The following is a 26,996-nucleotide window of genomic DNA, read 5'->3' as shown; positions in this document are numbered from 1 at the left end:
CGCCACCGGTTTTGACGCCGTCGCCGCCGAAGGTGGCAGTGCTGCGGTGGAAGCCGTGGGTGCCGCCCACGACGCTGGCGTCTCGGCCTTTGTTGGCGAAGAGCTGGCCAAGTCCGACCGTCCCGAGCTGGCCTCGGCGAAGATCGTCATCTCCGGTGGCCGTGGCATGCAGAACGGCGACAACTTCGAGATGCTGTACAAGGTTGCCGACAAGTTGGGCGCTGCCGTGGGTGCCTCGCGCGCTGCGGTCGACGCCGGCTTCGTGCCGAACGACATGCAGGTCGGTCAGACCGGCAAGATCGTTGCCCCGCAGCTGTACGTGGCGGTCGGCATCAGCGGTGCCATCCAGCACCTGGCCGGCATGAAGGACTCCAAGGTGATCGTGGCGATCAACAAGGACGAGGAAGCACCGATTTTCTCGGTCGCCGACTATGGCCTGGTCGCTGACCTGTTCGACGCGGTTCCGGAGCTGGACGGCAAGCTGTAAGTCACAAGCGGCAATCTACAAGCTACAAGCTTCTGGCCTGTAGCTGAAAAAACCCCGACTCTCACAAGTCGGGTTTTTTTATGCCTGACGTTGAGCATATCTGGCATCTAGGCTCCTCTGGCCAATTTCAGCCGGCGCCAGTGACCCAGCCGGCTATGCAGTTGCTGCAGTGTGTGCAATCCCTCGCGGCGCGCCTTGCTGAGCAGGATCAACATGATCTCAGCGGTGGCCAGGGCATCCGCTGCCGCGTTATGGCGTTGACTGTTGTGCAGACCGAACCACTGTTGCCAGTCATCCAGTCCACCACGTCCGACCCTGGCTTCGGGAAACAGCATGGGAGCCAATTCGGCCACATCGATAAAGCGATGTTGCAGGCGGTGCCCCAGATCCTTGCGCAGCCCACGGCTGAGCATGCGCTGGTCAAAGGGGGCATGGAAGGCAACAAACAGGCATTGCCCGGAAAACTCCATAAAGTCCAACAATGCATCTTCTGCCGCCACGCCGCGTTCTATGGCGCTCGGTGAAATGCCGTGGATCAGAATGCTTTCGCTGACACGGTGCCCGGCGCGGTACAGGGTACATTCATACTGGCTGCCAAGATCGATGGCAGCATGCTCAATCACTACCGCACCCACTGACAGAATCTGGTCGCGCTGGATATTCAGTCCGCTGGTTTCCAGATCCATCACCACCAGCCGTAACTGGTCCAGCGGCGTTGCATCGATCGGCTGTGGCGGCGGCAGGCAATCGCGACGCCTGCGCTGATCCTCGCTCAATGGCGAGCAGCGGAATCGCGACAGCCAGCCTGGCAGTTTCACAACTTGTACCTCAGGGCCAGGCTGGCTTGCAGGCGTTTGGCCTGGCGGAAGGACTCACGCAGGATGCGCCGATCCAGATGGTTCAGGTTGTCCGGATCAATTCGGTTGCTGAAGGGCTGGTCGGCGCTCTGCTGACGCTGGTGCTGCTGCATGCGGATCAACTGGATGAAGTGATAGGCCTCCTCGTAGGCATCGGCATCCTTGGCATCGATCAGGCCCATATCGCGCAATTGGCGAAAGCGTTCCAGTGTGTTGGGTTCACGGATACCGTGGGCCAATGCCAGCAGTCTGGCGGCATCCACAAAGGGTGTCAGGCCCTGGGTTTTCAGGTCCAGGGTATCTTTCTCGGCGCCACTGCGCGCAACCACAAAGTCACGGAATCGACCGATTGGCGGGCGGTGGTGCAGGGCATTCTGTGCCAGCATGTGCTGAAAAAGGGTGTTGCCGGCAATCTTGCGCATGACCTCGGCGAACATCTGCTCGGCCCCCTGATCCGCGCCCCATACCACCCGGAAATCCAAATAGATCGACGACTTCAGCAAATTCTCCGGGGTGGCTGCGCGGATAAAACGCTCAAAACGGGCCGCCCATTCAGCGCGCGACAGGCACAGCTCCGGGTTGCCGGCCATGATATTGCCCTTGCACAGGGTAAAACCGCACTCGGCCAGCGCCTGATTGATGCTGCGGGCCAGCGGCAACAAACGCTCACGGATTTGCAGCGCCTGCTCCGGGCTGTCCGCCTCGAACAGGATGGCGTTGTCCTGATCGGTGTGCAGGGTCTGCTCGCGGCGCCCTTCGCTGCCAAAGCACAGCCAGCTGAAAGGAACACCGGGGTCGCCCTCGGATTGAATGCATAACTCGATCACCCGGCACACGGTGTGGTCATTCAGCAGGGTAACAATATGGGTGATCTGCGTGGAGGAGGCGCCGTGCGCCAGCATGCTGTCCACCAGCCTGCGGATGTCGGCGCGCAATGCAGCAAGCGTGGCCACCCGGCTTGCCTGACGGATGGTGCGCGCCAGATGTACCAGATCAACCCGCTGCAGCGAGAACAGGTCGCGTTCTGACACCACACCCACCAACTCGCCGTGATCCACCACACAGATATGCGCGATATGGTGGGTAGTCATGGCAATGGCCGCATCGAAAGCGCTGGAGGAGGGCGGCAAGTGAAAGGGTTCACAGGTCATTGCCCCGGCGATGGGTGTATCCAGTGACGGAACGCCCTCAGCAACCACCCGGCGCAGGTCGCGCAGGGTGAAGATGCCCTGGGGTTGCCTGTCATTGACCACCACCATGCTGCCAACGCCGGCTTCGTGCATCAAACGAACAGCTTCACGCAGAGGCATGTCGGGGGCACAACTGATCGGATGGCGAACAGCCAGATCACCGATGCGGGTATCCAGTGAATACTGGGCGCCGAGGCTTTCGGTGGCCTGCAGCTGGGCCTGCTGGTTGACCTGATCAAGCAGGCTGCTTACACCGCGCAGGGCAAAGTCGCGGAATACCGGTGACAGCGAGAACAGCCGGACGAAGTCACTGCGCGGCAACATAAGGCAGAAACAGTCCTCGCCTGCCAGATGTTCGGTGCGCGTGGCCCGCTCGCCAATCAACGCCGCCAGCGGAAAGCATTCTCCGGCGCTGATCTCGAACGTGGTTTCCGGCAGTGACTGGCCGGCCAGCACGCGCTCTCCACGCACCAGCCCCTGCTTGAGGATGTAAAAGTGCTGAACAGGGCCGTCCTGCGGACGGATGATCGACTCACCTTCGGCGTAAAAGCGCAGTTGGCAATGTTCGACCATCCAGGCCAGATGGCTGTGCTCCATCTGGTTGAAGGGCGGGTAGCCAAGCAGGAAGGTCATGGTCCCGTGCACGTTCTGCAGCACGGCAGCTCGGCCGGCCTGTTGCATGGCCAGATCTTTGCTCATTTACGTGCTCCTCGTGCGTTGCAGACAGGATAACGCCAGCTTGCGGTGCAGTGTGTCAGCCGCTTCCGTCCCCGCCCATCCGACCTAAGTCTAGTTTGCATATGTACGGACAGGCGTAGTCTCTTGGAAAAAATAACAGGGAGATTCCCCGATGTCCGTTGCCCGCTGTGACTACAACACCGACCAACGTCTGGCCGAACAAGACCCCGTTGCCTTTTGGGCGCGCCAGGCGCAGCGACTCACCTGGTTCAAGGAGCCACAACGTGTTCTGGATCAGGATCAGCACGGCCATGCCCAGTGGTTCCCCGATGGAACCCTGAACACGGCTTGGCTGGCTCTTGATGCCCAGGTGGCTGCCGGGCGCGGCGAACAGACTGCACTGATCTGGGATTCGCCGGTGACCGCAAACAAAGAACGGATTTCCTATACCGAATTGACAAGACGCGTCGCCCAATGTGCGGGCATGTTGCGCGAGCTGGGCGTTGAATGCGGCGACCGGGTAATCATCTACATGCCGATGATTCCTGAAGCTGTGATTTCAATGCTTGCCTGTGCCAGGTTGGGCGCTGTGCATTGCGTGGTGTTTGGCGGTTTTGCCGCCCATGAGCTGGCCATGCGTATTGACGATGCCGAAGCAGATATCGTGCTTACGGCATCTTGCGGTATCGAGGTTGACCGGATTGTTGCGTACAAGCCACTGGTTGACGCCGCTCTTGCTGAAGCCCGTCATCCTGTGCGCCACTGTGTTGTGGTGCAACGCCCGCAGCATCAGGCCGAACTCTATGCCGGCCGTGACCTTGACTGGAGACGGGCGCTGGCCAATGCATTGCCCGCAGCCGCTGTCGAGGTGGCCGCCAGCCATCCCCTATACATCCTCTACACCTCGGGCACCACAGGTAAGCCCAAAGGGGTTGTCCGTGATCATGGCGGGCATGCAGTGGCGATGCTTTGCAGTATGTATGCGGTTTATGGAATGCAGCCGGGCGATGTGTTCTGGGCCGCTTCCGATGTCGGCTGGGTAGTAGGGCATTCCTATATTGTCTATGCCCCATTGCTGGCAGGCTGCACCAGCATTCTCTACGAAGGCAAGCCGGTACGTACGCCGGACGCAGGCGCCTTCTGGCGCGTTTGCGCCGAATATCAGGTAAAACTGTTGTTTGCTGCGCCAACGGCCTTTCGCGCTATTCGCAAGGAGGACCCTCAAGCCGAGCAATTGACGAAATATGACCTGTCGTCACTGGAGCGGATATATCTGGCCGGTGAACGGCTGGACCCTCCCACTTGGGAGTGGCTTAATGAACACCTCCAGCGCCCGGTTATCGATCACTGGTGGCAGACGGAAACCGGCTGGGCGATTGCGGCCAATCCCGCCGGCTACGGGTTGAAGCCAATTCGTCCAGGCTCTGCCGGGGTACCAATGCCCGGTTATCAGGTACGCATACTGGACGATGATGGAGCGCCGGTCGACGCAGGACAGCAGGGCAACATTTGCCTGCAACTCCCGCTGCCACCGGGTTGCCTGAGCGGGATCTGGGGCAATCCGGAACGCTTTGCCGCAGGCTACCTGCAACAGTTTCCCGGGCATTACCAGTCCGGAGACGCAGGCTATCTGGACGAGCAGGGTTATCTGTATGTGATGGGGCGTACCGACGACATCATCAATGTCGCCGGCCACCGCCTGTCCACCGGCGAAATGGAAGAAGTGCTGGGTAGCCACCCGGCGGTTGCCGAATGCGCGGTCATAGGTGTGCCTGACAGCCTGAAGGGTGAGTTGCCGCTTGGCCTGGTGGTGTTGCGTAACGGCAGCAACATTGCTGAAGAGCAGCTTTGCGCCGAACTGCGCGAGCGTATTCGACAACGCATTGGCGCACTGGCCTGTTTCCAGAAAGCGCTTATCGTGGAGCGTTTGCCAAAAACCCGGTCAGGCAAGATACTGCGGCGCACCCTGCGGCAAATGGCATCCGGACAGGACTGGTCCGTTCCGTCTACCATAGAGGATCCCGGCTGTCTGGACGAGCTTCAGCAGCGGCTGAGCGCCTGACGCTTTCCAGCGCCGCCTTTGATTTGCTAATGTGCCACAGCAGACATATGAATGGCGGTCATATCCGCCATTTATGCTCCCGCGGCCGGACATCACGGGGGAGATATCCGCACAGGGCTGTCAGCAGCGAGCAAGGGGTTCAGTTTGATCAAGGTATTGGTAGTTGATGACCACGATTTGGTGCGTAGTGGCATCGTTAGGCTGCTGGCGGATGCCGATGGTATTCAGGTGGTTGGTGAAGCCGACAGTGGCGAATCTGCCATCACCCAGTCACGCGTATTGCGCCCCGATGTAGTGCTGATGGACGTGCGAATGCCCGGGATTGGTGGTTTGGAAGCAACCCGCAAGCTTGTGCAGCATAATCCCACCATCAAAGTACTGACTGTCACCACCTGCAACGAAGATCCCTTTCCGACCCGATTGTTGCAGGCCGGGGCTTCAGGCTACCTGACCAAGGGCGCAGCCCTTGGCGAAATGCTTGACGCCATCCGCCAGGTACATGCCGGCCAGTGCTACATCAGTCCTGAAATAGCCACAATCCTGGCGATAAAATCCGTGCGGCCGACACAGAGCACCCCCTTTGAGGGGCTATCCGAACGCGAGATGCAAATCGCCATGATGATAGTCAGCGGCGAGAAGGTGCCGAACATCTCCGACAAGCTGTGCCTGAGCCCTAAAACCGTCAACACCTATCGTTACCGGATTTTTGAGAAACTCGGCATCGATGGTGATGTGGAGTTGACTCTGCTGGCGGCTCGCCACGGCATGATTGACGGCATGCGCATAGAGGCATGAGCAGCAGTTTCGATGCGCGCGACTTTCTGGCCGGCGTCAGTCGTCTGCCCGGGGTGTACCGGATGTACGATGCCGACGAACAATTATTGTATGTCGGCAAGGCCAGCAACCTGCACAACCGCCTGTCCAGCTACTTTCGCAAAACCGGTCTGTCAATCAAGACCGAGGCACTGGTTGCACGCATTGCGCGCATTGAAACCACCATCACCGCCAACGAAACCGAGGCACTGCTGCTTGAGCAGAGCCTGATCAAGGCCTCGCGCCCACCCTACAACATCCTGCTGCGCGACGACAAATCCTACCCCTATGTGTACCTGTCCAGTCGCGATGCGTTTCCCCGGCTGGCCCTGCACCGGGGCAGCAAAAAGGCGTCGGGGCGCTACTTCGGCCCATACCCGAGCGGTGGTGCTATCCGTGAAAGTCTGGGTTTGCTGCAAAAGGCCTTTCAGGTACGCCAGTGCGAGGACAGCTACTACCGCAACCGCAGCCGGCCCTGCCTGCAATACCAGATCAAGCGCTGCAAGGCGCCCTGTGTCGGACTGGTCAGCCCCGAAGAGTACGCCGATGATGTGCGCCGCTCGGTGCTCTTCCTCGAAGGCCGCAGCAACCAGTTGAACAATGAACTGTCGAGTGCCATGGAACAGGCCGCCGAACGCCTGGAATTTGAACGGGCCGCAGAACTGCGCGACCAGCTGGCATTGCTGCGCCGGGTGCAGGACCAACAAAGCATGGAAGCCGGGCAGGGCAATCTGGATGTGCTGGCCGCCGCCATTGCTTCCGGCAGCGCCTGTGTGCAGCTGCTGATGGTGCGCCAGGGCCGGGTGCTGGGCAGTCGCGCGCACTTTCCGCGTATGCCAATGGAAACCGATGAGGCTGGCGTGCTGGCCGCCTTCGTTGCCCAGTACTATCTGGGCAGCACCGAGCGCGAGGTGCCCGGCGAAATTCTGGTTTCCGCCAACCATCCGGACTGGCCATTGCTGGCCAGTGCGCTGGGCGACGTGCGCGGCCACAACACCCAGATCAGCTGGAAACTGCGCGGCGTACGCAATCGCTGGCTGCAGATGGCCAGAACCAACGCCGAGCAGGCACTGGGCGCACGCCTGGCCAGCCGCCAGACCCTGCAAAGCCGCTTCGAGGCCCTGCAGGAAGCTCTGCAGCTGGAAGAGCTGCCAACCCGGCTGGAGTGCTACGACATCAGCCATTCAAGTGGCGAGGCGACCGTCGCCTCCTGCGTGGTGTTCGGGCCGGAGGGGGCGCTGAAAAGTGACTACCGGCGCTTCAATATCGATGGCGTGACTGCCGGCGACGACTACGCGGCCATGCGCCAGGCCCTGCAGCGACGCTATTCCAGATTGCGCGATGGGGAAGGGCGATTACCCGATGTGCTGCTGGTGGATGGCGGCAAAGGTCAGATGAACATGGCCATCGAGGTGCTGCAGGAGCTGGCAATTCACGACCTGACACTGCTTGGCGTGGCCAAGGGCGTCACCCGCAAGCCGGGACTGGAAACCCTGTACCTGAATAGCCCGGACAACGAACTGGTATTGCCCGCCCATTCGCCGGCCTTGCACTTGATCCAGCAGATCCGTGACGAGGCACACCGCTTCGCTATCACCGGCCATCGTCAGCGACGCGGCAAGACCCGCAACCAGTCGCCACTGGAGGGTATCAGTGGCGTAGGACCAAAGCGCCGGCGCGAGCTGCTGAAGCACTTCGGTGGTCTGCAGGAACTGCAGCGCGCCAGTGAGCAGGAAATCGCCCGGGTACCGGGCATCAGCACAACACTGGCAGGCGAGATCTATGCCGCACTGCATAGCACCTAGGCCAATTGCCGTTTGTTGCTACTTTTTTACCCGCCAGCCACATAGAATGTCGAAAGACCGAACGGACACCAGGCGACCATGAATATACCGAATATCCTAACGTTGATGCGGGTGGCCCTGATCCCCATCTTCATCCTGCTTTACTTTCTGCCATTTCACTGGAGTTACCTGGCCGCAGCTGGCGTCTTCACTCTGGCCAGTATCACCGATTGGCTCGATGGCTATCTGGCACGCAAGCTGAAACAAAGCACCCCCTTTGGCGCCTTTCTCGACCCGGTTGCTGACAAATTGATGGTGGCTGTAGCCTTGGTATTGCTGGTACATAGCCATATGAACCTGTGGGTCACGCTGCCGGCCATGGTTATCATCGGCCGCGAGATCGTAATTTCTGCCCTGCGTGAATGGATGGCCGAGCTTGGTGCACGCGCCCATGTCGCCGTCTCACAATTGGGCAAGTACAAGACTGCTGCGCAAATGGTGGCGCTGGTGGTTCTGCTGGCAAACCCGCCAACACTTACCAGCTGGGTAATTCTGGGGTACGCGCTCCTGATGGTGTCAGCAATTCTCACGCTCTGGTCCATGCTGGTCTACCTTAAAGCAGCCTGGCCGCACCTGAGCATGGAGTCATCCAGGGACGATTGACAGAGCCCGGCGCTGCTCAAAAAATCGCCAGCAAAGTTTTTCGAATCAATAACTTGACAGCGGTTTCCAGAAGCATAAAATGGGCGCCGTTCCAAAGCGGGAATAGCTCAGTTGGTAGAGCACGACCTTGCCAAGGTCGGGGTCGCGAGTTCGAGTCTCGTTTCCCGCTCCAGTTTTCTGCCCGTTGCTGACAGCAGCATCGGGAAGTCCCCCTCAGAGGCCGGGTGGCAGAGTGGTCATGCAGCGGATTGCAAATCCGTGTACGCCGGTTCGATTCCGACCTCGGCCTCCATTTTTTCAGAAGTACCAGCCGATCTGGCAACATTCTGCCTCGGTGGTGAAATTGGTAAACACAGAGCACTTAAAATGCTCCGGCCTTTGGCCTTGCCGGTTCGATTCCGGCCCGAGGCACCACCAGACACCGTGCACCCCAGCGTCAGGCTGCTCTTCGATTCTTTCCGCTCCCGGCGCAAGCACACCCCGCACAGTATCGGTTATGCTTTGACCCTATCCTGGGGTATCTGGAGATAAGCATGGCATTCGACTTTGAGCTTTTCGTGATTGGTGCCGGTTCCGGCGGGGTGCGCGCCAGTCGTATGGCCGCAGGTTTTGGCGCGCGGGTTGCTGTAGCCGAAGACCGCTATCTGGGCGGCACCTGCGTCAATGTTGGCTGCGTGCCGAAAAAGCTGTTTGCCTATGCTGCGCACTTTTCAGAAGACTTTGTCGATGCTGCCGGCTACGGTTGGGATCTTTCTGCCGCCGGATTTGACTGGCAGCGCCTGCTGGCCAACAAGAATAGGGAAATCGGCCGCCTTAACGACATCTACCGCAACCTGCTGGTAAATGCCGGGGTAACACTGATGGAAGGCCGTGCCAGGCTGATCGACTCGCACACGGTTGAAGTGGCTGGGCAGCGCTACAGCGCTGAACGCATCCTCATCGCTACCGGCGGCTGGCCGTTCATTCCGGAGTTTCCCGGCCGGGAGCATGTGCTCAGCTCCAATGAGGTCTTCCACCTGCAGGCGCTTCCCAAGCGCACGCTGGTTGTGGGCGGCGGTTATATCGCCATCGAGTTCGCCAGCATTTTTCATGGATTGGGCTGCCAGTCGACATTGCTCTACCGGGGTGATTTGTTCCTGCGCGGCTTTGATCGCGACGTGCGCGAACATGTGGCCAATACGCTCGGTTCAAAGGGCGTAGACCTGCGCTTCAATACTGATGTCGAACGCATTGAGCGTCAGGCGGACGGCAGTCTGAGAGTGTTCTTGCAGGACGGCAACACGCTGGTTACCGATCTTGTTCTGTACGCTACCGGCCGCAAGCCGAATCTGGACGGGCTGGGTCTGGAAAATACCGGAGTGCAGCTGGATTCCAAGGGCTTTATTGCCCGCAACGGCGACTATCAAACCAACGACCCGACAATCTTCGCGATTGGTGATGTCACCGACACGCCACAGCTGACACCTGTGGCACTGGCGGAAGGCATGGCACTGGTCCGTCGTCTGTATCGCCCGGAGGAATACAGCCCGGTTGACTACGCTGACATACCCACGGCGGTCTTCTGCATCCCGAATATTGCCACTCTGGGGCTGGGTGAAGATCAGGCGAGGAAAGCCGGCCACAAGCTGCGGATTTTCGAGAGCCGCTTCCGCAGCATGCGCAACACCCTGGCCGGCCGCAATGAGCAAAGCTACATGAAGCTGGTGGTTGACGCTGTCAGCGACCGTATTCTCGGTATTCACATGGTCGGCCCCGAGGCTGGAGAGATACTCCAGGGCTTGGCTGTGGCCGTCAAAGCGGGGGCAACCAAGGCAGTGTTCGATGCCACCCTTGGTATCCACCCAACCGCAGCCGAAGAGTTCGTCACCATGCGCACACCCAGTCGCGAAGACTGAGAGAGCGGACAGTTATGACCTGGTTCGACTTTCTTGACCTGTTCGGAGTTGCCGTATTTGCCATAACCGGTGCACTGATGGCCGGACGCAAGTCGATGGACCTGTTCGGGGTGCTGGTTATCGCCCTGATCACTGCCCTCGGTGGCGGCACCCTGCGTGACGCCATTCTGGATCGTAACCCTGTGAGCTGGATTGGCAACGACCTGTACATTCTGGTGGCAACGCTGGCAGCACTGGGCACCGTACTCTGGGTGCGTTTTACCCGGCCAATCCATGAAACCGGATTACTGGTGGCCGATGCGTTGGGGCTGGCAGTATTCAGCGTGATGGGGACACAGATTGCCATGCAATATGAGGTACCAATCAGTGCCGCGGTGATCATGGGCGTAATGACCGGGGTAGCTGGCGGGGTGATGCGCGACATTATCTGCAACGAGATACCGCTGATTTTCCAGCAGGAAATCTATGCCACAGCCTGCATTGCCGGATCACTGACCTGGATCGGACTCAGCCAGCTACACACCCCGAGTGATCTGGATGTGTTGGTGGCGATGGCGGTTGTACTGGTAATACGCCTTGCAGCGATTCGCTGGAAACTAGCCTTGCCGCGCTTTCACTTGCTTGACCGGGATTGAGACCCGTCAATCCGGCTCTGACTGCCGGTTGCTGCCTGGACGCTGGCCGGGTCCCAACACCCTGAAATCCAGATGCAACAGAGTACCGTCATCCAGCTCAAGGGTCAGCGGGTAGCTCCCGCCCGCTTGCAGCGGTCGACCTATACCGAACAGCATCAGGTGATCGCCTCCCGGTCGCAACTGCCTGCACTCGCCTGGCTCCAGCCTGAGTTCGGCAACTTCCTGCATGCTTAACACGCCGGCCCGTTCCACATGCTGGTGAAGTTCGGCACGCGCTGCAACCGGTGTAGTCATACGGATAACGGCCCGGGGCAGGGCACCGGCATTACACAGACGCAGGTAGACAGCGCCTGTGTTGATGTTTGGCGGCATGGCTCTGGACCAGGCGTTTTCGACCTGTAAACCGCCTGCCTGAAGCACGGCAGGCAAAAGCAGACCAAGGGCCAGCAGCCCAGCTTTATTCAAGACGCACCCTATAAACTTCAGCCAGTGAAATGATGCCCTGACGGGCCAACTCCAGTGCCCCTTCAGTCAGTGGGCGCATGCCATCCATGCGCGCCTGCTCCTCAATATCCTGCGCAGCCACTGCCGGCTTGATCAGTCGACGCAGCGAGGCGGTTACCTCAAGAAGCTCGTATACAGCGATACGACCGGCAAAGCCGCGGTCATTGCACTGGTTACAGCCCTTACCGACCTTGAAACTCTCATTCGGATCCAGCCCCAGGCCCTGGCGCACATGATCAGGGACGTCCTCATCCACCAGGCAGTGCTTGCAGTTACGCCGTGCCAGTCGTTGAGCCAGTACGCCGATAAGGGTTGCATTCACAAGGTAGGGTGCGATACCGATTTCCAGCAGTCGAGTGACTGTGCTGGCGGCGCTGTTGGTATGCAGGGTGCTGAGCACCAGGTGGCCGGTCAGGGCGCTTTCACTGGCCATGATCGCTGTTTCCTGGTCACGGATCTCACCAACCATTATTACATCGGGATCATGTCGCAGAATGTGTCTCAAGGCGCGGGAAAAGGTGTAGCCAATGCTTGAGCGCACCTGAATCTGGCGGATACCCTCAATCTGGTATTCCACCGGATCCTCAACGGTGATGATGTTCACCCCGGTCTGGCGGATATCATTAATTGCCGCGTACAACGTGGTGCTTTTGCCTGAACCGGTCGGCCCGGTGACCAGCACGATACCCTGGTTGAGGCTGATCAGACGGCGGAAGCGCGCCGCATCCGTCTCGCTGAAACCTAGTTGCTCAAGGCTTTTCAGGCTCTGCCCAGTGTCCAGAATACGCATTACGACGCTTTCACCGTGGACGGTAGGCATGATCGACAGGCGCAGATCAACGGTGCGACCGGCAATCTTGACCATATAACGGCCATCCTGCGGTAGCCGCCGCTCGGCAATGTTCATCCCGCCTATGATTTTGATACGACTGACAATCGCAGGGAGGGTAGAGCGCTTGATATGACGGATATCCTGCAACATGCCGTCTATCCGGAACTGCACCACCACATCCTTTTCGCCGGGACGCAAATGGATATCCGATGCACGCCGACTGATGGCGTCTTCCAGCATGTTGTCGACAAAGCGCACCGTTGGCTTGTCTTCTGCCAGCGCCTTGATCTGCTGTATGGAAAGCACAGGCTCGACTTTTTCATTTTCTGGCAGTGACTCAACCGTAACAGCACCGTAGTGACTGTTGACCGCACGATCAATGGCGCTCGGATCAGCGTACACAGCCTCAATCGGCTTGCCGCTGATAAAACTGAGCAAATGAAGCAATTCGTGTTGGGTAGGATCGGCACAGGCAACTACCAGGCACTCACCATGTTCCATCAATGGCATTACCTGATATTCACGAGCAATTTCTTCAGGCAGGCTGGTCAGCAGAGAGGCGTCAAAGTCGAACTGATCAAGACTGACTTCGGCAATCTGCAATTGTTCGGCAATGACCTGCTTCAATTGGGAAGGCTTGATACCGTCTATCGACAACAGGATCTGTCCAAGACGGCCAGCTTTAGGGTTGCGCCGCAGCAGGTTCAGCGCAGCATCCAGTTGCGCATTGGTGACCAGTCCTCGCTCAAGCAGAATCTGGCCAAGCATTTTTTCCGGAATATCAGAGCCGTGCCGCTTGAGGTAGCTGACCAGTTGCGTCTTGTCGGTTACCAGCATGTGTACTCCTTGGTAAAAAACCTGCATCAAAAGGCTCAACCAGCAAACACGGCAGAGCATGCATATACTGAGGAAAGTATGCAGCGAAGGCAGCTTTCACCACAAGCAAGAAGCCAACTGCTGAAACTGTGATCCAGTTAACGCAAAAGCGTGACAAAATGGCTCCATGCCATTAGCGTCCGTTACGGACTCACTCTATCATTTCCATGCAGCCAGGCAGTCGACCCATGACTCACTTGCAACCCCGTGACAACCCGAATAATGAAGAGAGACGCACAATGACAAGGAATGCCGTCAGTTCCAGCCTGGAAGTTTTCGATCTGGACTCAGGAGAGCATCTTGGCCGTGTGGTTGATCTGCATAGTGAAGGCATGATGTTGCTCAGCGAGCGTCCGCTCGATCTGAACAGGAACTGGACACTGCAAGTCAATCTGCCAATGAAGCTCAACGGCCATTCAGAGTTTTTTGCCAGCGCCGAAAGCCTGTGGAACCGCACCAGTATCACCGGCAGCCAGCACTGGACAGGCCTTCAGTTTACCCGCCTGCCTGACGAAGCCCGCCAATGCATTGAGCGCATGGTCGGCGCCCCACGTTGATCATGGAAGAGCGGTAGCCTGTCTGCCGCCTGCTCGCCTGCGCTCTGATACACTCATGCCGAGTCCTTAGGGAGTTCGGCATGACCTCTGAATCACAGCCGGTATTTCAGGTTCGCCAGTTAGGCAGGACCTTCGACCTTGGCGAAGTCAAGATTCAGGCGCTGCGTGGCATAGATCTGGAGATCTACGAAGGCGAATTCCTGGTCATGCTCGGCGCCTCTGGCAGTGGCAAATCGACGCTTTTGAATATTCTGGGCGGGCTAGACCGCCCGACAAGCGGCGACATACACTTTCGAGGTCACAACCTCAGCCACGCCAGCGATGCGGAACTGACCCAATTCAGGCGTCAACACATCGGTTTTGTTTTCCAGTTCTACAATCTCATACCCAGCCTTACCGCCCGCGAGAATGTGGCCATGGTCACCGACATTGCCAGCAACCCGATGCCTGCAGTCGAAGCCCTGGAACGGGTAGGGCTTGGCCAGCGGCTGGATCACTTTCCTTCGCAGCTGTCCGGCGGTGAGCAGCAGCGGGTTGCTATCGCCAGAGCCATTGCCAAACGTCCGGATGTGCTGCTGTGTGACGAACCTACCGGCGCGCTGGATTCGCAAACCGGCATTCGCGTGCTGCAGGTATTGCAGGACATCAACCGGGAGTTTTCCACTACCACTGCCATCATTACCCACAACGCTGGCATCGCCGCCATGGCTGACCGCATGCTGCGACTGAGTGACGGGCAGGTCAGCGAAATTCAGATCAATTCCGATCCGTGTCGCGCTGATTCACTGCGCTGGTGAAACAATGACCGCCCTGCAACTAAAATTGCTGCGCATGTTCCTGGGCCTGCGTGGTCAGGCGGCTGCAATTGCGTTGCTGATCGGCACCGGGGTAGCCATGTACGCCATGGCCCATGCCACACTGGACTCGCTACGAGCCACCCGTGAAGCCGTCTATCGTGAGCAGCATTTTGCTGATCTTTTTGTTGATCTAAAGCGCGCGCCGCTGAGCCTGCTGCCGCGAATCCAGGCTCTGCCCGGGGTGGCGCAAATAGAGGCCCGCACCCGTGCCCCAGTCACCTTGCGCCTGCCTGGATTCAGTGACCCGATCACCGGTCTGGCGTTATCAATACCGGATGGTCGACAGCCGCAACTTAATCGCCTGTATCTGCGTAGCGGCACACTCCCGGACCCCTCCCGCAATGATCAGCTACTGGTCAGCGAGGCGTTTGCAGAGGCCCATGCCCTGCAGACTGGCGAACACATTGAGTTGATTATCAATGGACGCTTGCGCCGCTTTGTCATCAGTGGCATCGCACTGTCTCCGGAGTACATTTACCAGATTCGGCCCGGCGACCTGTTCCCGGACTTTTCCCGTTATGCGCTGCTATGGATCAATCAGAATGTATTGCAGTACGCCTGGGGCATGCAGGGCGCGTTCAACAGCCTGAGCTTGCAGCTCACGGCGGAGGCTGACGTCGACACACTGATTGCCCGGCTTGATCCGCTGCTGGAGCCATGGGGTAGCACCGGTGCCTACACCCGTCATGATCAACTGTCGCACCGGTACCTTGAGGAGGAACTGAAGCAGCTGGCAACCATGGCCACCGTACTGCCACTGATTTTTCTGGGTGTGGCGGCCTTCCTGCTGAACATGGTCTGCGCAAGGCTGATTCAGACCCAGCGAGAACAAATTGCCGTACTCAAGGCGTTCGGGTATCACAATCACCAGGTCGGCTGGCACTACCTGCAGTTGACTCTGCTGATCGTAGTGCCCGGCAGCCTGCTTGGCCTGTTGGCCGGCGCCTGGTTGGCAACAGCCCTGGCGGAGCTCTATCAGAGCTATTTCCGATTTCCCTGGCTGGAATTCCGGCTGCGCCCGGAGGTTGCCCTGAGCGCCTGCCTGATTGCCATTGCTGCTGCACTACTGGGTACACTGGGGGCGCTTCGGTCTGCTTTGCGGCTGCAGCCGGCCGAAGCGATGAGGCCGCCGGCACCAGCACATTATCGACCCGGACTGATTGAGTGGTTGCGACTGGACTGGCTAAGCGGACCAACACGAATACTGCTGCGCAACCTGCAGCGCCAACCGGTAAAAAGCAGCCTTTCGATACTCGCAATTGCCCTGGCAACGGCCCTGATGATGCTCACCGGGTTCCAGCAGAACGCCATCAACCATATGCTCGACGTGCAGTTCCGACTGGTGCAACAACAGGATATGACGCTGAACCTGACCGATCCGCTGGCGCGTTCGGCACTCTCCACGTTACGCGCCCAACCAGGTGTCCGGCATGTTGAAGGGCTGCGTGCAGTCCCGGTAATCCTTCGTCACGGACATCTCGACCAGCGCGGCAGTCTGCTTGGAATTGACCCTGAATCGCAGTTGCTGCAACTGCGCAATGCCAATCTTGAGCGGGTGGTCTTGCCGCCACAGGGTCTACTGCTGACCGATCACCTGGCCACCAGTCTGGAGGTCAAACCCGGCGACATGCTTGAGGTTCAGGTACAGGAAGGGCGCAGACCCGTGTTGCGTATCCCCCTTGCTGCAGTGGTGGATGAATATGTCGGGGTCGGCGCCTACATTCAGCGTGGGGCGCTGACACGCATGCTCGGCGAGGGTGACAGCCTGAATCAGGTACTGGTCGCTGCAGACCCGCAACGGCACCTGACCTTGGCACGCACCTTCGAAGAAATGCCCGGCGTACTTTCGGTAACCCTTCGCGAACGCAGCATTGCTGCCTTTAATCAACTGATGGACGAAAGCCTTTTGGTATTTACCCTGTTCAGCCTGTTTCTTGCTGGCTCCATTGCCTTTGCAGTGGTTTATAACAATGCGCGTATTGCCTTTGCCGAACGCGGCAGGGAACTGGCCAGCCTCCGCGTAATGGGTTTTACACAATTTGAAGTAGCCAGCCTGTTGATCGGTGAACAAACGCTGCTGACACTGTTGGCACTGCTGCCGGGTTTTGCCTTGGGCACAGCACTCTGCTGGCTGCTGTCGCAGGCCATGCAGACCGATCTGTACCGTATTCCCCTGGTACTGCAGCCTGCCACTTTTGCCCAGGCGGCTCTGGTAGTATTGCTGGCAACGCTACTGTCGTCCTGGATGCTACTGCGCCGACTGTCGCGACTGGACATGGTGTCCGCCCTCAAGGCTGCGGAGTAACGGATGAAAGTTCTGCTGCTGATTGCACTTCTGGTACTGGTACTGAGCACCTGGCTGAGCCTGCGTCCTGCCACACTCGAGGTTGAGCTGGTTCCTGCGGCGCTGGCACCCATGCGCTTGTTGCTGGAGGAGGAGGGACGTACCCGGGTGGCCAATCGGCATATTATAACGGCCCCCTTGGCCGGCCAGCTTGAGCGGGTTGAACTGGAGCCTGGTGATGCAGTGGTTGCTGGCGATGAACTATTTCGGTTGTTGCCACTGCCAGCAGCCGCACTGGATGCCCGCACTCTGGCGCAAGCGCAGGCATTGCTTGAACGCACGGAAGCCACCCTGCAACAGTATCAGCAGCAGCAAGAGGCAAGCCAGGCACAACTGGAGCTCAGCCAACGGGAACTGCAACGCGGCGAGCAGCTACATGCCGCAGGCCATCTTGCCGCCGAACGACTGGATCAGTTGCACACTGCCTGGAGACATGCGGATGCGACGGCACAGTCGAGCCGCTTTGCCACCCAGGCGGCACGCCACGAACGTGACATTGCCCTACTGCAACTCAGTGTCCAAGGTGGTGCAGCGCTGGACACACCAATACGTATCCCTGCGCCACTGAATGGCACCATATTGCAACGTCTGCGCCAGAGTTCTGGTCCGGTTCAGTCTGGAGAGCCGATCCTGGTGATTGGCGATCTGCAAAGCCTGGAAATCGAGGTCGATGTGCTGTCGGCAGATGCAGTCCGCCTGCGCCCGGGAATGCGTGCTGAACTGCTACGCTGGGGTGGAGAGCCATTACGCGCAAGCATTAGCCGCGTCGAACCGACGGGGTTTACCAAGTTGTCGGCACTGGGAGTAGAAGAGCAACGGGTCTGGGTAGTACTGCAACTGCAATCAGCACACAGTGACTGGCTGGGCCTTGGTGACGGTTATCGGGTCGACGTGCTCTTTATTCTTGAAGAGCATCCTGAGCTACTGCAAGTCCCTGCCAGCTCATTGTTCCGTCTTGGCGAAGACTGGTACCTCTATGTAGAAAAGCAGGGTCGCGCGCAGCTGAGACAGGTAGTTCCCGGGCTTCATTCCGAGTTACAGAGCGCTATTATGCAGGGACTGGAAGCCGGAGAGCGCGTGGTACGCCACCCAGGCCAACATCTGCGGCCGGATATGCGTATTCGCGACCGCTGATACTCAGTGACGCTCTTCCCAGCCGGTTATCATCGCCCGAACATGTGCCAGCGGGGTATGGCCGGTGGTGGCCAGATAGACATGTACAATCAGAAAAACCAGCATCAAAAACGCACCTAGCGTATGCAGTGTTGCTACCTGCTGCAGGGTTACGGGCAGGTCAAAGGCCTGCAGCCGCCCCCAGAACAAATAGGTAAGGCCACTCAGCCACAGCAGAGGGTTGATCAGCAGTTTTACTGACAGGTAGGCGATTCTCTGCAAGGGGTTGTGCTTTCGCTCAGGAGTCACCTTGTAAGGATGCGGTGCACCCTGAAAGATTCCAATGGCGTAGTAGCGGGCCATCCGGCTGATGTTATGCAGGGTAGGGATGTAATGCTTCCACTGACCAGTGGTGAAGTGCCAGAAAATCGCAAACACCCACAGCACAATCAGCATCCAGGCCGCCACCTCGTGAATTTCCACGGCGCGCCGGAATCCGATCAACTGATGGCTGCCATGGATGGCAAAACCGGTGAACAGCAGCAGTAGTATCAAGGCCGCCTGGCACCAGTGCCAGAAGCGCTCAAAGCGGGTAAACAAATAGAGTCGTTCGCCCATTTCAGTGTCTCCTGCGGCGCAAGCCAAGTCCGATCCGCAAGCCGGCATGCCCGGCCACCCCCAACAGCATCAGTGCGGCAAGACCAAAGCCTGCCCGGTCGAGCAGGGCATTGCGGTCGCGCCCTGGCATCCACAGCCCTTCAACAGCCGCCAGACGCCCCTGATCGCTATGGCAACTGGCACAGTCCAGTGCCTGATCCGCCGGTGCAACCATATGCGTAATCGGCCACAACATAGTGGTTTCGATGAAACCATACTCACCACTGAATGGCTGGCCAGCCGCTTCGGTGCCGACTGCCAGCGCCTTGTCCCAGTCGAAGTTGTACCAGAAGGCAGTATCGTCAGGAATTGCTGTATGTGGCACAAGCAGGGTTTTGTGGATCTTGTCGTAGGGTTGTTTGCCCTGGAACAGCTTGACTGGCCAAATACGCGAACCCGGGTCGCCGGGTGCGCCATGAAAACTGTTGATCGCTACCGGGGCGGAGGGATCGATAACCGTATCCGGCTGAGTGTAGGTAACTGAACCGTCAAACCAGAGATACTCCGGCACCACACGCTCGCCCAGCACAAAGTCGCCTTTCTTGCTGTCGTAGATCACATGACCATCGCTGTCACGGTGCTGAAAGGGCTTGCTGTTCTCATCCAGTTGCCCTGCAGTCGACCAGTCCCAACCCATCTTGGTCGGCACTCCGCCGCGGGCAAAGGTCGGAATATGGCAAGTCTGGCAGGCAAGCGTAGTTGCATGGTCATTGAGCCGATTGGCATGCAGCAGGCCATCCTGATGAGGACGGTCTCCGTGACAGGACTGGCAAGTGGCCGGATTGCGATCACTTGGCTGGCCGCGTATCAGGGCGCCGTGCGGATCAGCAGCCGTCATGCTGATGCGACTACCGGCAATATTGTGATCATCTGACTGGTGACAGGTCGAGCACCGGAAATTACCGCCATCCGGGGACATATGTACATCTAGCTGCCGGTCGGGTGTCACCAGGGAAGAATCCAGATCGCCGTGTTTTACGCCGTCCCCGCCGCCTCCATAAAAGTGGCAGCTGCCGCACGTGCGTCGACTGGTTTCGCCAATGGCTTGGGCCACCGCCACCAGATCTACCGGCTCAATAAATTTGCCAGACCCCTTGGGCATTTCCATGCGCTGGTAGGCCGGATGCCCGGCCAGACCGCCGATCTTCGCGTAGTCGCCGGTGTTGTGACAGGCAAGGCAGTCGACTTTTTCCTCAGCGGTAAAATCGAAGCTGTCATCCTTCCAGCCATAACCGACATGACAAGACTGGCAGAAGGCTTCATTGGACTTGTTGCCGATACAGAAGCCGTTGAGCATGGTCTTCTTGCCGAGCTTTTGCCCGGTATCGGCATTCTCGTACTCCCAGCTCCAATGACGGGTCGCCATCACCTGTCTGGACGCTTCAGTATGGCAACTCAGGCAAGCACGGGTAACTTCTTCACCCGTGGCAAAAGGCCCTTGCAGAACGTCAAACTGGCTGTGATCGGCAGTGCCAGCCCACGCAGGCAAGACACAGGAAAGGCCCAGACAGAACAGCATGATAAAGCGACAAACTGTCATGCAACCTCCCCAATACGAAGGCAGAACCAACAGGCAGCAGATACCCGGAGCAGCTATCAGTCGCTGGAGTGATCTGTCAGGCCGTCAGCCAGCGCATAGATTTCTTCCGCGCGCAAAATTCGGACATCTTTGTTATCTATCTGAATCAATCCGTGCTGTTGAAACCGGTTCAAAACACGTGAAACGGTTTCCAGCGCCAGCCCGAGAAAATTACCGATTTCATGACGTGACATCACCAAACGAAAGGCAGTCGCTGAATAGCCTCGCGCCTGATGGCGTGCAGAAAGGTTGACCAGCAGGGTTGCAAGTCGTTGTTCAGCATTTTTCTTGGATAACACCAGCAACATCTGCTGGTTGTCACGAATCTCGCGACTCATCAGGCGCAGCATACGCTTGCGAAGGTGCGCCATGTCATTGCTCAGGTTGTCGAGCATGTCCAGAGGAATTTCACACAGAAAGGTCGTTTCCAGAGCAACCGCAGATACAGGTAGTCGCTCATCCGAATCAACCGCAAGACCGACAATTTCACTGGGCAAATGAAAGCCGGTGACTTGTTCAACACCGGCTTCGGAGAGACTGAATGTTTTGAGTGCACCACTGCGAACCGCATACAAGGAGGTTCCAGGCTGCCCCTGCCTGAATAAAACCTCACCCTTGGCCAGGGATTTGCCACGTTTTATAAAACCATCAAGCCGTTCAATTTCGGCATTTGTCAGCCCCATCGGCAGGCACAGATCGGCCAGCCGACAATCAGTGCAATGAGGCTCGTGCATCTCGCGAGCCAGCAAAGGTTTACCGGTCATTGCTTTGGCCTTCCTTGATTTTGGCGTACTCATAAGGATCGCGATGAGTCTAGTACAAGGATCCTTACCTTGCAAAATACCCCACCCAGTTATTTTCTAACGCCACCGCTGAGTGCGAATCAATACGCTTCAACCACTGGATGAATTGGTATTAAACCGGCAGCATGAGGCTATTAAACGGGATCAAAGAGGCAAAACAATGACATCCGAATTGCAGATTTCAGTGGAATTACCGGCATGGCTAGCACAAATCAATCACCAGCCACCTGAAGTAGCCAATGAAGAAGCGGCCATGCAACTGCTGCTGCAAATTGTTCAACGCAATGTCGCCGATGGTGGCGGCCCCTTTGCCGCAGCAGTGCTGGATCCGCAGGGCCGGCTGCTGAGCATTGCCGCCAACCGCGTGGTACAGCTGCACAGTTCACTCTGGCATGCGGAAATGCTCGCCCTGCTGCTGGCCCAGCGGCGTATTGCTGAGCACCAGTTGGGTGCGATTGGCGCCTGTACTCTGGTCAGCAGCTGCGAGCCCTGTGCCATGTGTCTCGGCGCCATTCCCTTTGCCGGCATACGTCGGCTGGTGTGTGCGGCACGCGGGGAGGATGCCGAAGCGATTGGCTTTGACGAGGGCTGCAAGCCGCCGGACTGGCAGGCGGGCCTGCACAGTCGCGGCATCAGTATTCGCACCGACCTGCTGCGTGAGCCGGCGAGGCAATTGTTGCTGGATTACCGGGAGCAGGGCGGCGTCATCTACGCCGCCCCGTCCGGTTGATCAGGCTGGCAGCAGCTGCACCGGAATGCCGTTGAATACGGCATTGCCGGACAGCGGATCGACCACCTTGTCATCGGTGATGTCATTGATGCTGATACCCGGGTTGCTCTGAGCCACCCGCAGACTGACACCCTCGCGATCATGCCCCCAGCCGTGCGGCAGGCAGACCACCCCGGGCATGATGTCTTCGGTGACCAGCAGATTGACGCGCAACTCGCCGGCACGTGATTGAATGCGTGCCGGCGCGCCAGTAGCCAGTCCAAGACGTGCCGCATCAGCCGGATTGATCAGCAGGGCACAACGATCCGTGCCTTTTACCAGCCGTTGGCTATTGTGCATCCAGGAGTTGTTGGTACGCAGGTCACGCCGACTGATCAGCATCAGACCCGCATCGGGCTCGCTGCGCAATTCAGCCATGGCCCGCTGCAGGTCCTCGACCAGCTCAGGCGGTGTCAGGCGCAGGCGCTGTCCTGGGGTGAACAAATAGCCAGGGAAGGACGGCTGCATCGGTCCAAGATCCAGGCCATGCGGGTAGCGCTTCAATACCTCGACGCTGAGCGGCTCGTCATGCCGGATCGGCTCCCCCTGGTTGTATTCGCTGAAGCCTTTGCCATAGGGGCCGGTTTTCAGGCCATGGTCAAGGATCTGCTCGGGGGTGGGCAGGGCGCGCGGCGGCGCAGCATCCGGATTCTTCAACGCCTCGATGCGCCGGGCCAGACCCTGGACGATATCCCAGTCACAGCGTGTACCCTCAGGCGCCTCGAATACCGGGTCGCTGTAGCGCGACAGATTGCGTACCGCCAGCATGTTGAACACGATGTCGTATTGCTCGTGTTCCAGCGGACCGGTGGGCGGCAGGATGATATCGGCATGCCGTGAGGTTTCGTTCAGGTAGAAGTCGATCGACACCATGAACTCCAGCTGCTCCAGCGCCGCATCCATCTGCCGGCCATTCGGCGTCGACAGCACCGGGTTGCCGGCGACGCAGACAAAGCCGCGTACCTGACCCTCACCGGGGGTAAGCATTTCCTCGGCCATGATTACTGCCGGGAAATAGCGGTCAAACTCCGGCAACCCGCGCACCCGGCTCTGGTAGGTGTTGAAACTGCCCATCGGCCGGCTCTGGGCCTTGTTGAATGCCGGGGTGGTGAACATCATGCCACCGGGGCTATCCAGGTTGCCGGTGAGGATGTTCAGCACCAGCATCAGCCAGTGGTTGAGCGCGCCATAGCTCTGCGTGGAAATCCCCATGCGGCCATAGCAGACCGCGCATTCAGCGGCGGCAAAGTCCTCGGCAATGCGCTGGATATCGGCTACCGCAATGCCGCAACGGGCGCTGACCTGTTCCAGTGAAACGCCCTCGAACAGCGGTGCCAGCGCCTCCCAGTTGTCCGCCAGTTCACGCAGGCGACCGGGTTTAACCAGGCCGCGATCCAGCACATGGCGAATCAGGCCGAGCAGGAAGAAGGCATCGGTACCGGGCCGGATAAACAGGTGCTGGTCAACATAACGTGCCGACTCGGTACGCCGTGGATCGACCAGCACCACCTTGCCGCCACGCTGGCGGATGCGCTCGAGACGCTTGAGGATGTCGCCGGCGGTCATCAGGCTGCCGTTCGAGGCGGCCGGGTTGGCGCCCAGCATCAGCATGTAACCGGTGCGGTCGATATCCGGAATGGTGAACAGCTGGCTGTGACCGAACATCAGGTAGGACACCAGCTGGTGCGGCATCTGGTCGAGGGATGCGGCCGATGAAATATTGCGGGTTTCCAGCGCCTTGCGCAGCGCACCCGAGGCCATCATCAGCCCCAGGTTGTGCGAGGAGGGGTTGCCCCAGTAGCCGGCCACGGCATCGTTGCCATGGCGCTGCTGGATATCCACCAGTCGCGCGGCGACCTTGTCCAGGGCGCTATCCCAGTCGATCGGCAGCCATTCGCCGTTGACCTTCTCCAGCGGCGTACGCAGGCGATCCGGGTCGTTGTGCAGGTCCTGCAGTGCATAGCCCTTCGGGCAGATGTGGCCTTCGCTGTGCGGGTCGTTGACGTCACCGCTGATCGACAGAATCTGCTCGCCACGGGTTTCGATCACCACCCCGCACATCGCCTCGCACAGGGTGCAGGCACGGTGATGGGTTTTCACCGGCAGAAGCGCCTGAGCCTCCTCGCGGGCACGCGCCTGGCGAATCACCGCCAGCATCTCGTCGACCTTCACCAGCTTGCGCCGGGTACGGCCCTCGATGCGCCCGCGCGCCTGTTCATGCTGATCCAGCAGGCGCCAGTCGGCCAGGCTGACAATTTCCAGCTGGCGCTCAGCGAGCAGGGTATCGATGCCGTCACCGGCCAGGTTCGGCAGGCTGCTGCCAAAGTCTTCAAGCAGGCGTTGCACGCTTTCGCTGGCGCATTGCCGGTTGCTGCCGATCACCCCGCTGGCACCACGCTTGATCCAGCCGGCGACGTAGTCGTGCTGTTGATCATCAGCCTCCACCCGGCCACCGGCATTACCAATCACGCCCCGGCGCTGGTCGAAGGGCAGGCCGTCGATGGCCGAGCCCTGGTAGCCGATCGCATGCACCACCAGAGCAGCGGGAATTTCCAGCGAATCCGCCGCCGCACGGGCCTCCAGCTGACCCGCAGCATTGCGGACCAGTTCGGTTCGCTGCGCCTGCACGGCGCTGACCCGTCCGTCGACCGCCGTAAAGCGGCTCGGGCTGGTATAGAACATAAAACGGATGCGCTTGCCTTCAGCCTGTGGGCGGGCTGCAATCTCGCGCAGAAGGCTCAGGTTGTGGCGCGCCTCGGCAAACTCCGGCTGCTCCAGTTGGCGTGCGCTGATCTCGTCCAGCTGCAGATCGGCCGGATCGACCAGCAGCTGCAGGCCGGGAATGGCCATCAGCTGTTCCAGTTCCTTCGGCGTGAAGGCCGCCTGCACCGGGCCGCGGCGTGCCAGCAGGCGGACTTCCTCGATACCACTGCCCGCCAGCGCCTGCAGCGCATGGTCAGCAATATCGGTGCGTTTCAACTGATCCTGCGGCAGCACCAGCAGGCGGGCGATATCCAGCGCCACGTTGCCGATTCCGATGATCACTGCCGTTTTGCCATCCAGCGCTGGTGCGAGACCCACCTGGTCCGGGTGACCGTTGTACCAGCCGACAAAGTTCGACGATCCGAAAATATTGCCGCTGTCGGCACCCGGCAGATCCAGCGGACGACTCTGCGAGCCGCCGGTGGCATAAATCACCCCGTGGTAATGCTCGCGCAGCTCGGCACTGCTGATATCACGACCGATCTCGATATTGCCGAAAAAGCGGAACTGCGGCGATTCGGCGATGCGCTCAAAGCCGGCGCTTACCGACTTGATGCGCGGATGATCCGGGGCCACCCCGTAGCGCACCAGACCAAAGGGGGTAGGCAGGCGTTCGAACATGTCGATCTGCGCTGCCGGGAGCTTTTTCATCAGCGCCTCGGCGGCATAGAAACCGCTGGGACCGGAGCCGACAATCGCGAAACGGGCAGGCAACTGGGCGAGGGGACTGACATCGGCGCTGGCCTTGATGCTCTCGCGGATCACCGGATGGGTCTTGGCGCCTTCGGCATTCAGCTCGATAAAGGACAACTGCTCGGCCGGCACCATGCTCTGCGGGTAAATTGCACCTTCCGGGCAGGCCGCCACGCAGGCGTTGCACTCAATGCACACCTTGGGGTCGATAAACAGCATTTCCGGGGCTTCACGAAATGCCTCGACCGGACAGACATCCACGCAACTGGTGTGCTTGTTGCCAATACAGGCCTGGGTGACAACGTATGCCATGATCTACTCCGCAGCTGGATAAATACAAACCAGCATAGTAGGCAGAATGCCGTCTGGCGTATCGCCAGATGCAACCGAATTGACATTTTGTGCCAAACAGCCAATAGTCTGCCCATGCACAAAACCGACTTCCTTCCGGCCACCTTTGTCGAGCCCTTGCTGGAATACCTGCAGGCCCGCCAAATCGACGACAGGGCCCTTGAAACCGAGCTGCAGCAGGTGCTGCAGAGCTCGCATGTGTGCGCCCGGCAGTTCTGCGATCTGCTGGAGCGACTGCACCGGCACGACCCGGTCAGTGCGCTGGGCGTAAGGCTCGGGCGCGCCGCGCAACCACGGCACTTCGGGGTGGTCGGCTATATGTTGTCATCCTGCAGTACCCTCGGCCAGGCGCTGCCACGTTACCAGCGCTACCACGCCCTGTTGCAGCAGGGACTGCACTCGCGTGCCTGGCTGGGGCAGGGCGTCTTGCATATGCGCTGGAGCCAGGCGGTGGCGAACACGCCGCTGGCGCTGGAGTTCAGCCTGGCGGTGTTTGTCAGCCTGTACCAGAGCCTGATTGGCCGGGCTCAGGCACCACTGCATGCCGGCCTGCCATTTGCGCGCCCGGCAGACAGCGACGTCTATCAGGTGCTGCTGGGTTGCCCGGTGCAATTTGGCTGTGCAGAGATCGAACTGAACCTGCCGGCGCACCTGCTGGCGATGCCGATAGCCAGCAAGGACCCGTATCTGCTGAAACTGCTGGAACAGCAGGCCCAGGCCTTGCTGAGCCAGCAGCCCGAGCATATGGACGCTGACAGCGAGGCGTTTTTCGTCAGGGTGCAGGAACAGGTGGTCGAGTCGATGAAAAATGGCGACGCCAGCGCCGAAGCGGTAGCCGCCGCGCTGGGCTATTCATTGCGCAGTTTCTACCGGCAACTGCAGCAGGCCGGTTACAGCTACCGCAGCGTGTTGGCACAAACCCGGCACACGCTGGCACGCCAATACCTGCGCGACCCGAACCTGACACAAAGCGACGCTGCGCTGTTGCTTGGTTATGCCGAGCAGAGCTCCTTTATTCGCGCCTTTCGCAGCTGGACCGGGATCACCCCGGGGGAATACCGCCAACGGCATTTGCAGCAGCGGGGCGGCAGTTCTCCAGCACAGGCCTCATAACAGCGCGAAATGCGCAGGGGGCAAGTGTGTAGCAGAAGACTCACCGGATCATCTGGCAAATACACTATTTAACATAATATTGATTATAGGAAGTAATGTAGTAAGGTGTGCTGACAAACGC

Annotated in this window: 21 protein-coding genes, 3 tRNA genes and 1 pseudogene; 16 read left to right on the top strand and 9 right to left on the bottom strand. The window is 59.2% G+C overall.

Annotated features, from left to right (window positions below; translation table 11 throughout):
• Positions 1-487, top strand: a 487-nt coding sequence (locus BMZ23_RS06395; protein WP_218143576.1) for an FAD-binding protein, incomplete at its 5' end; no start/stop codon positions are given.
• 107 nt (positions 488-594) lie between these two features.
• Here the strand turns inward: BMZ23_RS06395 and BMZ23_RS06390 are convergent.
• On the bottom strand, positions 595-1,305 hold the full coding sequence (locus tag BMZ23_RS06390) for a 3'-5' exonuclease (protein WP_093474236.1): 711 nt from the start codon (positions 1,303-1,305) through the stop codon (positions 595-597).
• On the bottom strand, positions 1,302-3,233 hold the full coding sequence (locus BMZ23_RS06385) for a putative nucleotidyltransferase substrate binding domain-containing protein (protein WP_093474233.1): 1,932 nt from the start codon (positions 3,231-3,233) through the stop codon (positions 1,302-1,304). The genes BMZ23_RS06390 and BMZ23_RS06385 overlap by 4 nt, the downstream gene beginning before the upstream one ends.
• Positions 3,234-3,384: 151 nt before the next feature.
• On the opposite strand from BMZ23_RS06385, the gene BMZ23_RS06380 reads away from it, so the two are divergent.
• The 9 genes from BMZ23_RS06380 to BMZ23_RS06340 all read left to right on the top strand — a co-directional run bounded on the left by BMZ23_RS06380 (position 3,385) and on the right by BMZ23_RS06340 (position 11,064).
• Positions 3,385-5,274, top strand: a complete 1,890-nt coding sequence (locus tag BMZ23_RS06380) for an acetate--CoA ligase (protein WP_093474230.1) — start codon at positions 3,385-3,387, stop codon at positions 5,272-5,274.
• A gap of 144 nt (positions 5,275-5,418) precedes the next feature.
• A complete protein-coding gene (uvrY, locus tag BMZ23_RS06375) occupies positions 5,419-6,069 on the top strand; it encodes a UvrY/SirA/GacA family response regulator transcription factor (RefSeq protein ID WP_093474287.1) in 651 nt (216 codons plus the stop codon).
• Complete coding sequence (gene uvrC / locus BMZ23_RS06370; protein WP_093474227.1) at positions 6,066-7,892, top strand: excinuclease ABC subunit UvrC; 1,827 nt, start codon at positions 6,066-6,068, stop codon at positions 7,890-7,892. The genes uvrY and uvrC overlap by 4 nt, the downstream gene beginning before the upstream one ends.
• Positions 7,893-7,970: 78 nt before the next feature.
• Positions 7,971-8,534: a CDP-diacylglycerol--glycerol-3-phosphate 3-phosphatidyltransferase gene (gene pgsA, locus BMZ23_RS06365; protein ID WP_093474224.1), complete on the top strand. Its 564-nt coding sequence runs from the start codon at positions 7,971-7,973 to the stop codon at positions 8,532-8,534.
• 96 nt (positions 8,535-8,630) lie between these two features.
• Positions 8,631-8,706 (top strand) — tRNA-Gly (locus BMZ23_RS06360).
• Positions 8,707-8,752: 46 nt separating this feature from the next.
• Positions 8,753-8,826, top strand: a tRNA-Cys gene (locus tag BMZ23_RS06355).
• A gap of 36 nt (positions 8,827-8,862) precedes the next feature.
• Positions 8,863-8,948: transfer RNA gene (locus BMZ23_RS06350), tRNA-Leu, on the top strand.
• Positions 8,949-9,067: 119 nt separating this feature from the next.
• Positions 9,068-10,429, top strand: coding sequence for a glutathione-disulfide reductase (gene gorA, locus BMZ23_RS06345; RefSeq protein WP_093474221.1), 1,362 nt, complete (start codon positions 9,068-9,070; stop codon positions 10,427-10,429).
• Between the two features lie 14 nt (positions 10,430-10,443).
• Entirely contained in the window at positions 10,444-11,064 is a 621-nt protein-coding gene (locus tag BMZ23_RS06340; RefSeq protein WP_093474218.1) for a trimeric intracellular cation channel family protein, read from the top strand.
• 6 nt (positions 11,065-11,070) lie between these two features.
• Here the strand turns inward: BMZ23_RS06340 and BMZ23_RS06335 are convergent, their stop codons facing one another.
• Both BMZ23_RS06335 and BMZ23_RS06330 read right to left on the bottom strand, forming a co-directional pair.
• Positions 11,071-11,484 (bottom strand): copper chaperone PCu(A)C, encoded by a 414-nt coding sequence (locus BMZ23_RS06335; RefSeq protein ID WP_281242306.1) that lies wholly within the window; start codon positions 11,482-11,484, stop codon positions 11,071-11,073.
• A 37-nt stretch (positions 11,485-11,521) separates the two neighbouring features.
• Complete coding sequence (locus tag BMZ23_RS06330; protein WP_177197235.1) at positions 11,522-13,237, bottom strand: GspE/PulE family protein; 1,716 nt, start codon at positions 13,235-13,237, stop codon at positions 11,522-11,524.
• Between the two features lie 278 nt (positions 13,238-13,515).
• On the opposite strand from BMZ23_RS06330, the gene BMZ23_RS06325 reads away from it, so the two are divergent.
• The 4 genes from BMZ23_RS06325 (at position 13,516) to BMZ23_RS06310 (ending at position 18,168) form a co-directional block, all read left to right on the top strand.
• Positions 13,516-13,833 (top strand): PilZ domain-containing protein, encoded by a 318-nt coding sequence (locus BMZ23_RS06325; protein WP_093474209.1) that lies wholly within the window; start codon positions 13,516-13,518, stop codon positions 13,831-13,833.
• 80 nt (positions 13,834-13,913) lie between these two features.
• A complete protein-coding gene (locus tag BMZ23_RS06320; protein ID WP_093474206.1) occupies positions 13,914-14,630 on the top strand; it encodes an ABC transporter ATP-binding protein in 717 nt (238 codons plus the stop codon).
• Between the two features lie 4 nt (positions 14,631-14,634).
• Positions 14,635-16,995 carry an ABC transporter permease gene (locus tag BMZ23_RS06315; protein ID WP_093474203.1) on the top strand — a complete coding sequence of 787 codons (2,361 nt, stop codon included), beginning with the start codon at positions 14,635-14,637 and terminating at the stop codon, positions 16,993-16,995.
• Positions 16,996-16,998: 3 nt separating this feature from the next.
• Positions 16,999-18,168: an efflux RND transporter periplasmic adaptor subunit gene (locus BMZ23_RS06310; protein ID WP_093474200.1), complete on the top strand. Its 1,170-nt coding sequence runs from the start codon at positions 16,999-17,001 to the stop codon at positions 18,166-18,168.
• Positions 18,169-18,171: 3 nt separating this feature from the next.
• Here BMZ23_RS06310 and BMZ23_RS06305 read toward each other — a convergent pair whose 3' ends face one another.
• The 3 genes from BMZ23_RS06305 to fnr form a co-directional block, all read right to left on the bottom strand.
• Positions 18,172-18,765 (bottom strand): cytochrome b/b6 domain-containing protein, encoded by a 594-nt coding sequence (locus BMZ23_RS06305; protein WP_093474197.1) that lies wholly within the window; start codon positions 18,763-18,765, stop codon positions 18,172-18,174.
• 1 nt (position 18,766) lies between these two features.
• Complete coding sequence (locus BMZ23_RS06300; protein ID WP_245748141.1) at positions 18,767-20,323, bottom strand: tetrathionate reductase family octaheme c-type cytochrome; 1,557 nt, start codon at positions 20,321-20,323, stop codon at positions 18,767-18,769.
• Between the two features lie 77 nt (positions 20,324-20,400).
• A complete protein-coding gene (fnr, locus tag BMZ23_RS06295) occupies positions 20,401-21,147 on the bottom strand; it encodes a fumarate/nitrate reduction transcriptional regulator Fnr (RefSeq protein ID WP_093474191.1) in 747 nt (248 codons plus the stop codon).
• Between the two features lie 199 nt (positions 21,148-21,346).
• Here fnr and BMZ23_RS06290 point away from each other — a divergent pair, with 199 nt between their 5' ends.
• Positions 21,347-21,916, top strand: coding sequence for a nucleoside deaminase (locus BMZ23_RS06290; protein ID WP_093474188.1), 570 nt, complete (start codon positions 21,347-21,349; stop codon positions 21,914-21,916).
• Here BMZ23_RS06290 and BMZ23_RS15150 read toward each other — a convergent pair whose 3' ends face one another.
• Together BMZ23_RS15150 and BMZ23_RS15285 are read right to left on the bottom strand one after the other, a co-directional pair.
• Entirely contained in the window at positions 21,917-24,061 is a 2,145-nt protein-coding gene (locus BMZ23_RS15150) for a molybdopterin oxidoreductase family protein (protein ID WP_425431667.1), read from the bottom strand.
• 1,500 nt (positions 24,062-25,561) lie between these two features.
• Positions 25,562-25,630 (bottom strand): annotated as a pseudogene (locus BMZ23_RS15285) (4Fe-4S binding protein); the annotation flags it as partial.
• Positions 25,631-25,837: 207 nt separating this feature from the next.
• On the opposite strand from BMZ23_RS15285, the gene BMZ23_RS06280 reads away from it, so the two are divergent.
• A complete protein-coding gene (locus BMZ23_RS06280) occupies positions 25,838-26,875 on the top strand; it encodes an AraC family transcriptional regulator (RefSeq protein ID WP_093474185.1) in 1,038 nt (345 codons plus the stop codon).
• The last annotated feature ends 121 nt before the right edge of the window (positions 26,876-26,996 follow it).

The sequence above is a fragment of the Halopseudomonas yangmingensis genome (assembly GCF_900114825.1).
GTDB classification, from domain to species: Bacteria; Pseudomonadota; Gammaproteobacteria; order Pseudomonadales; family Pseudomonadaceae; genus Halopseudomonas; species Halopseudomonas yangmingensis.
Note: the sequence above shows the minus strand (reverse complement) of the source record. Positions and strands in the feature narration are given on the sequence as shown.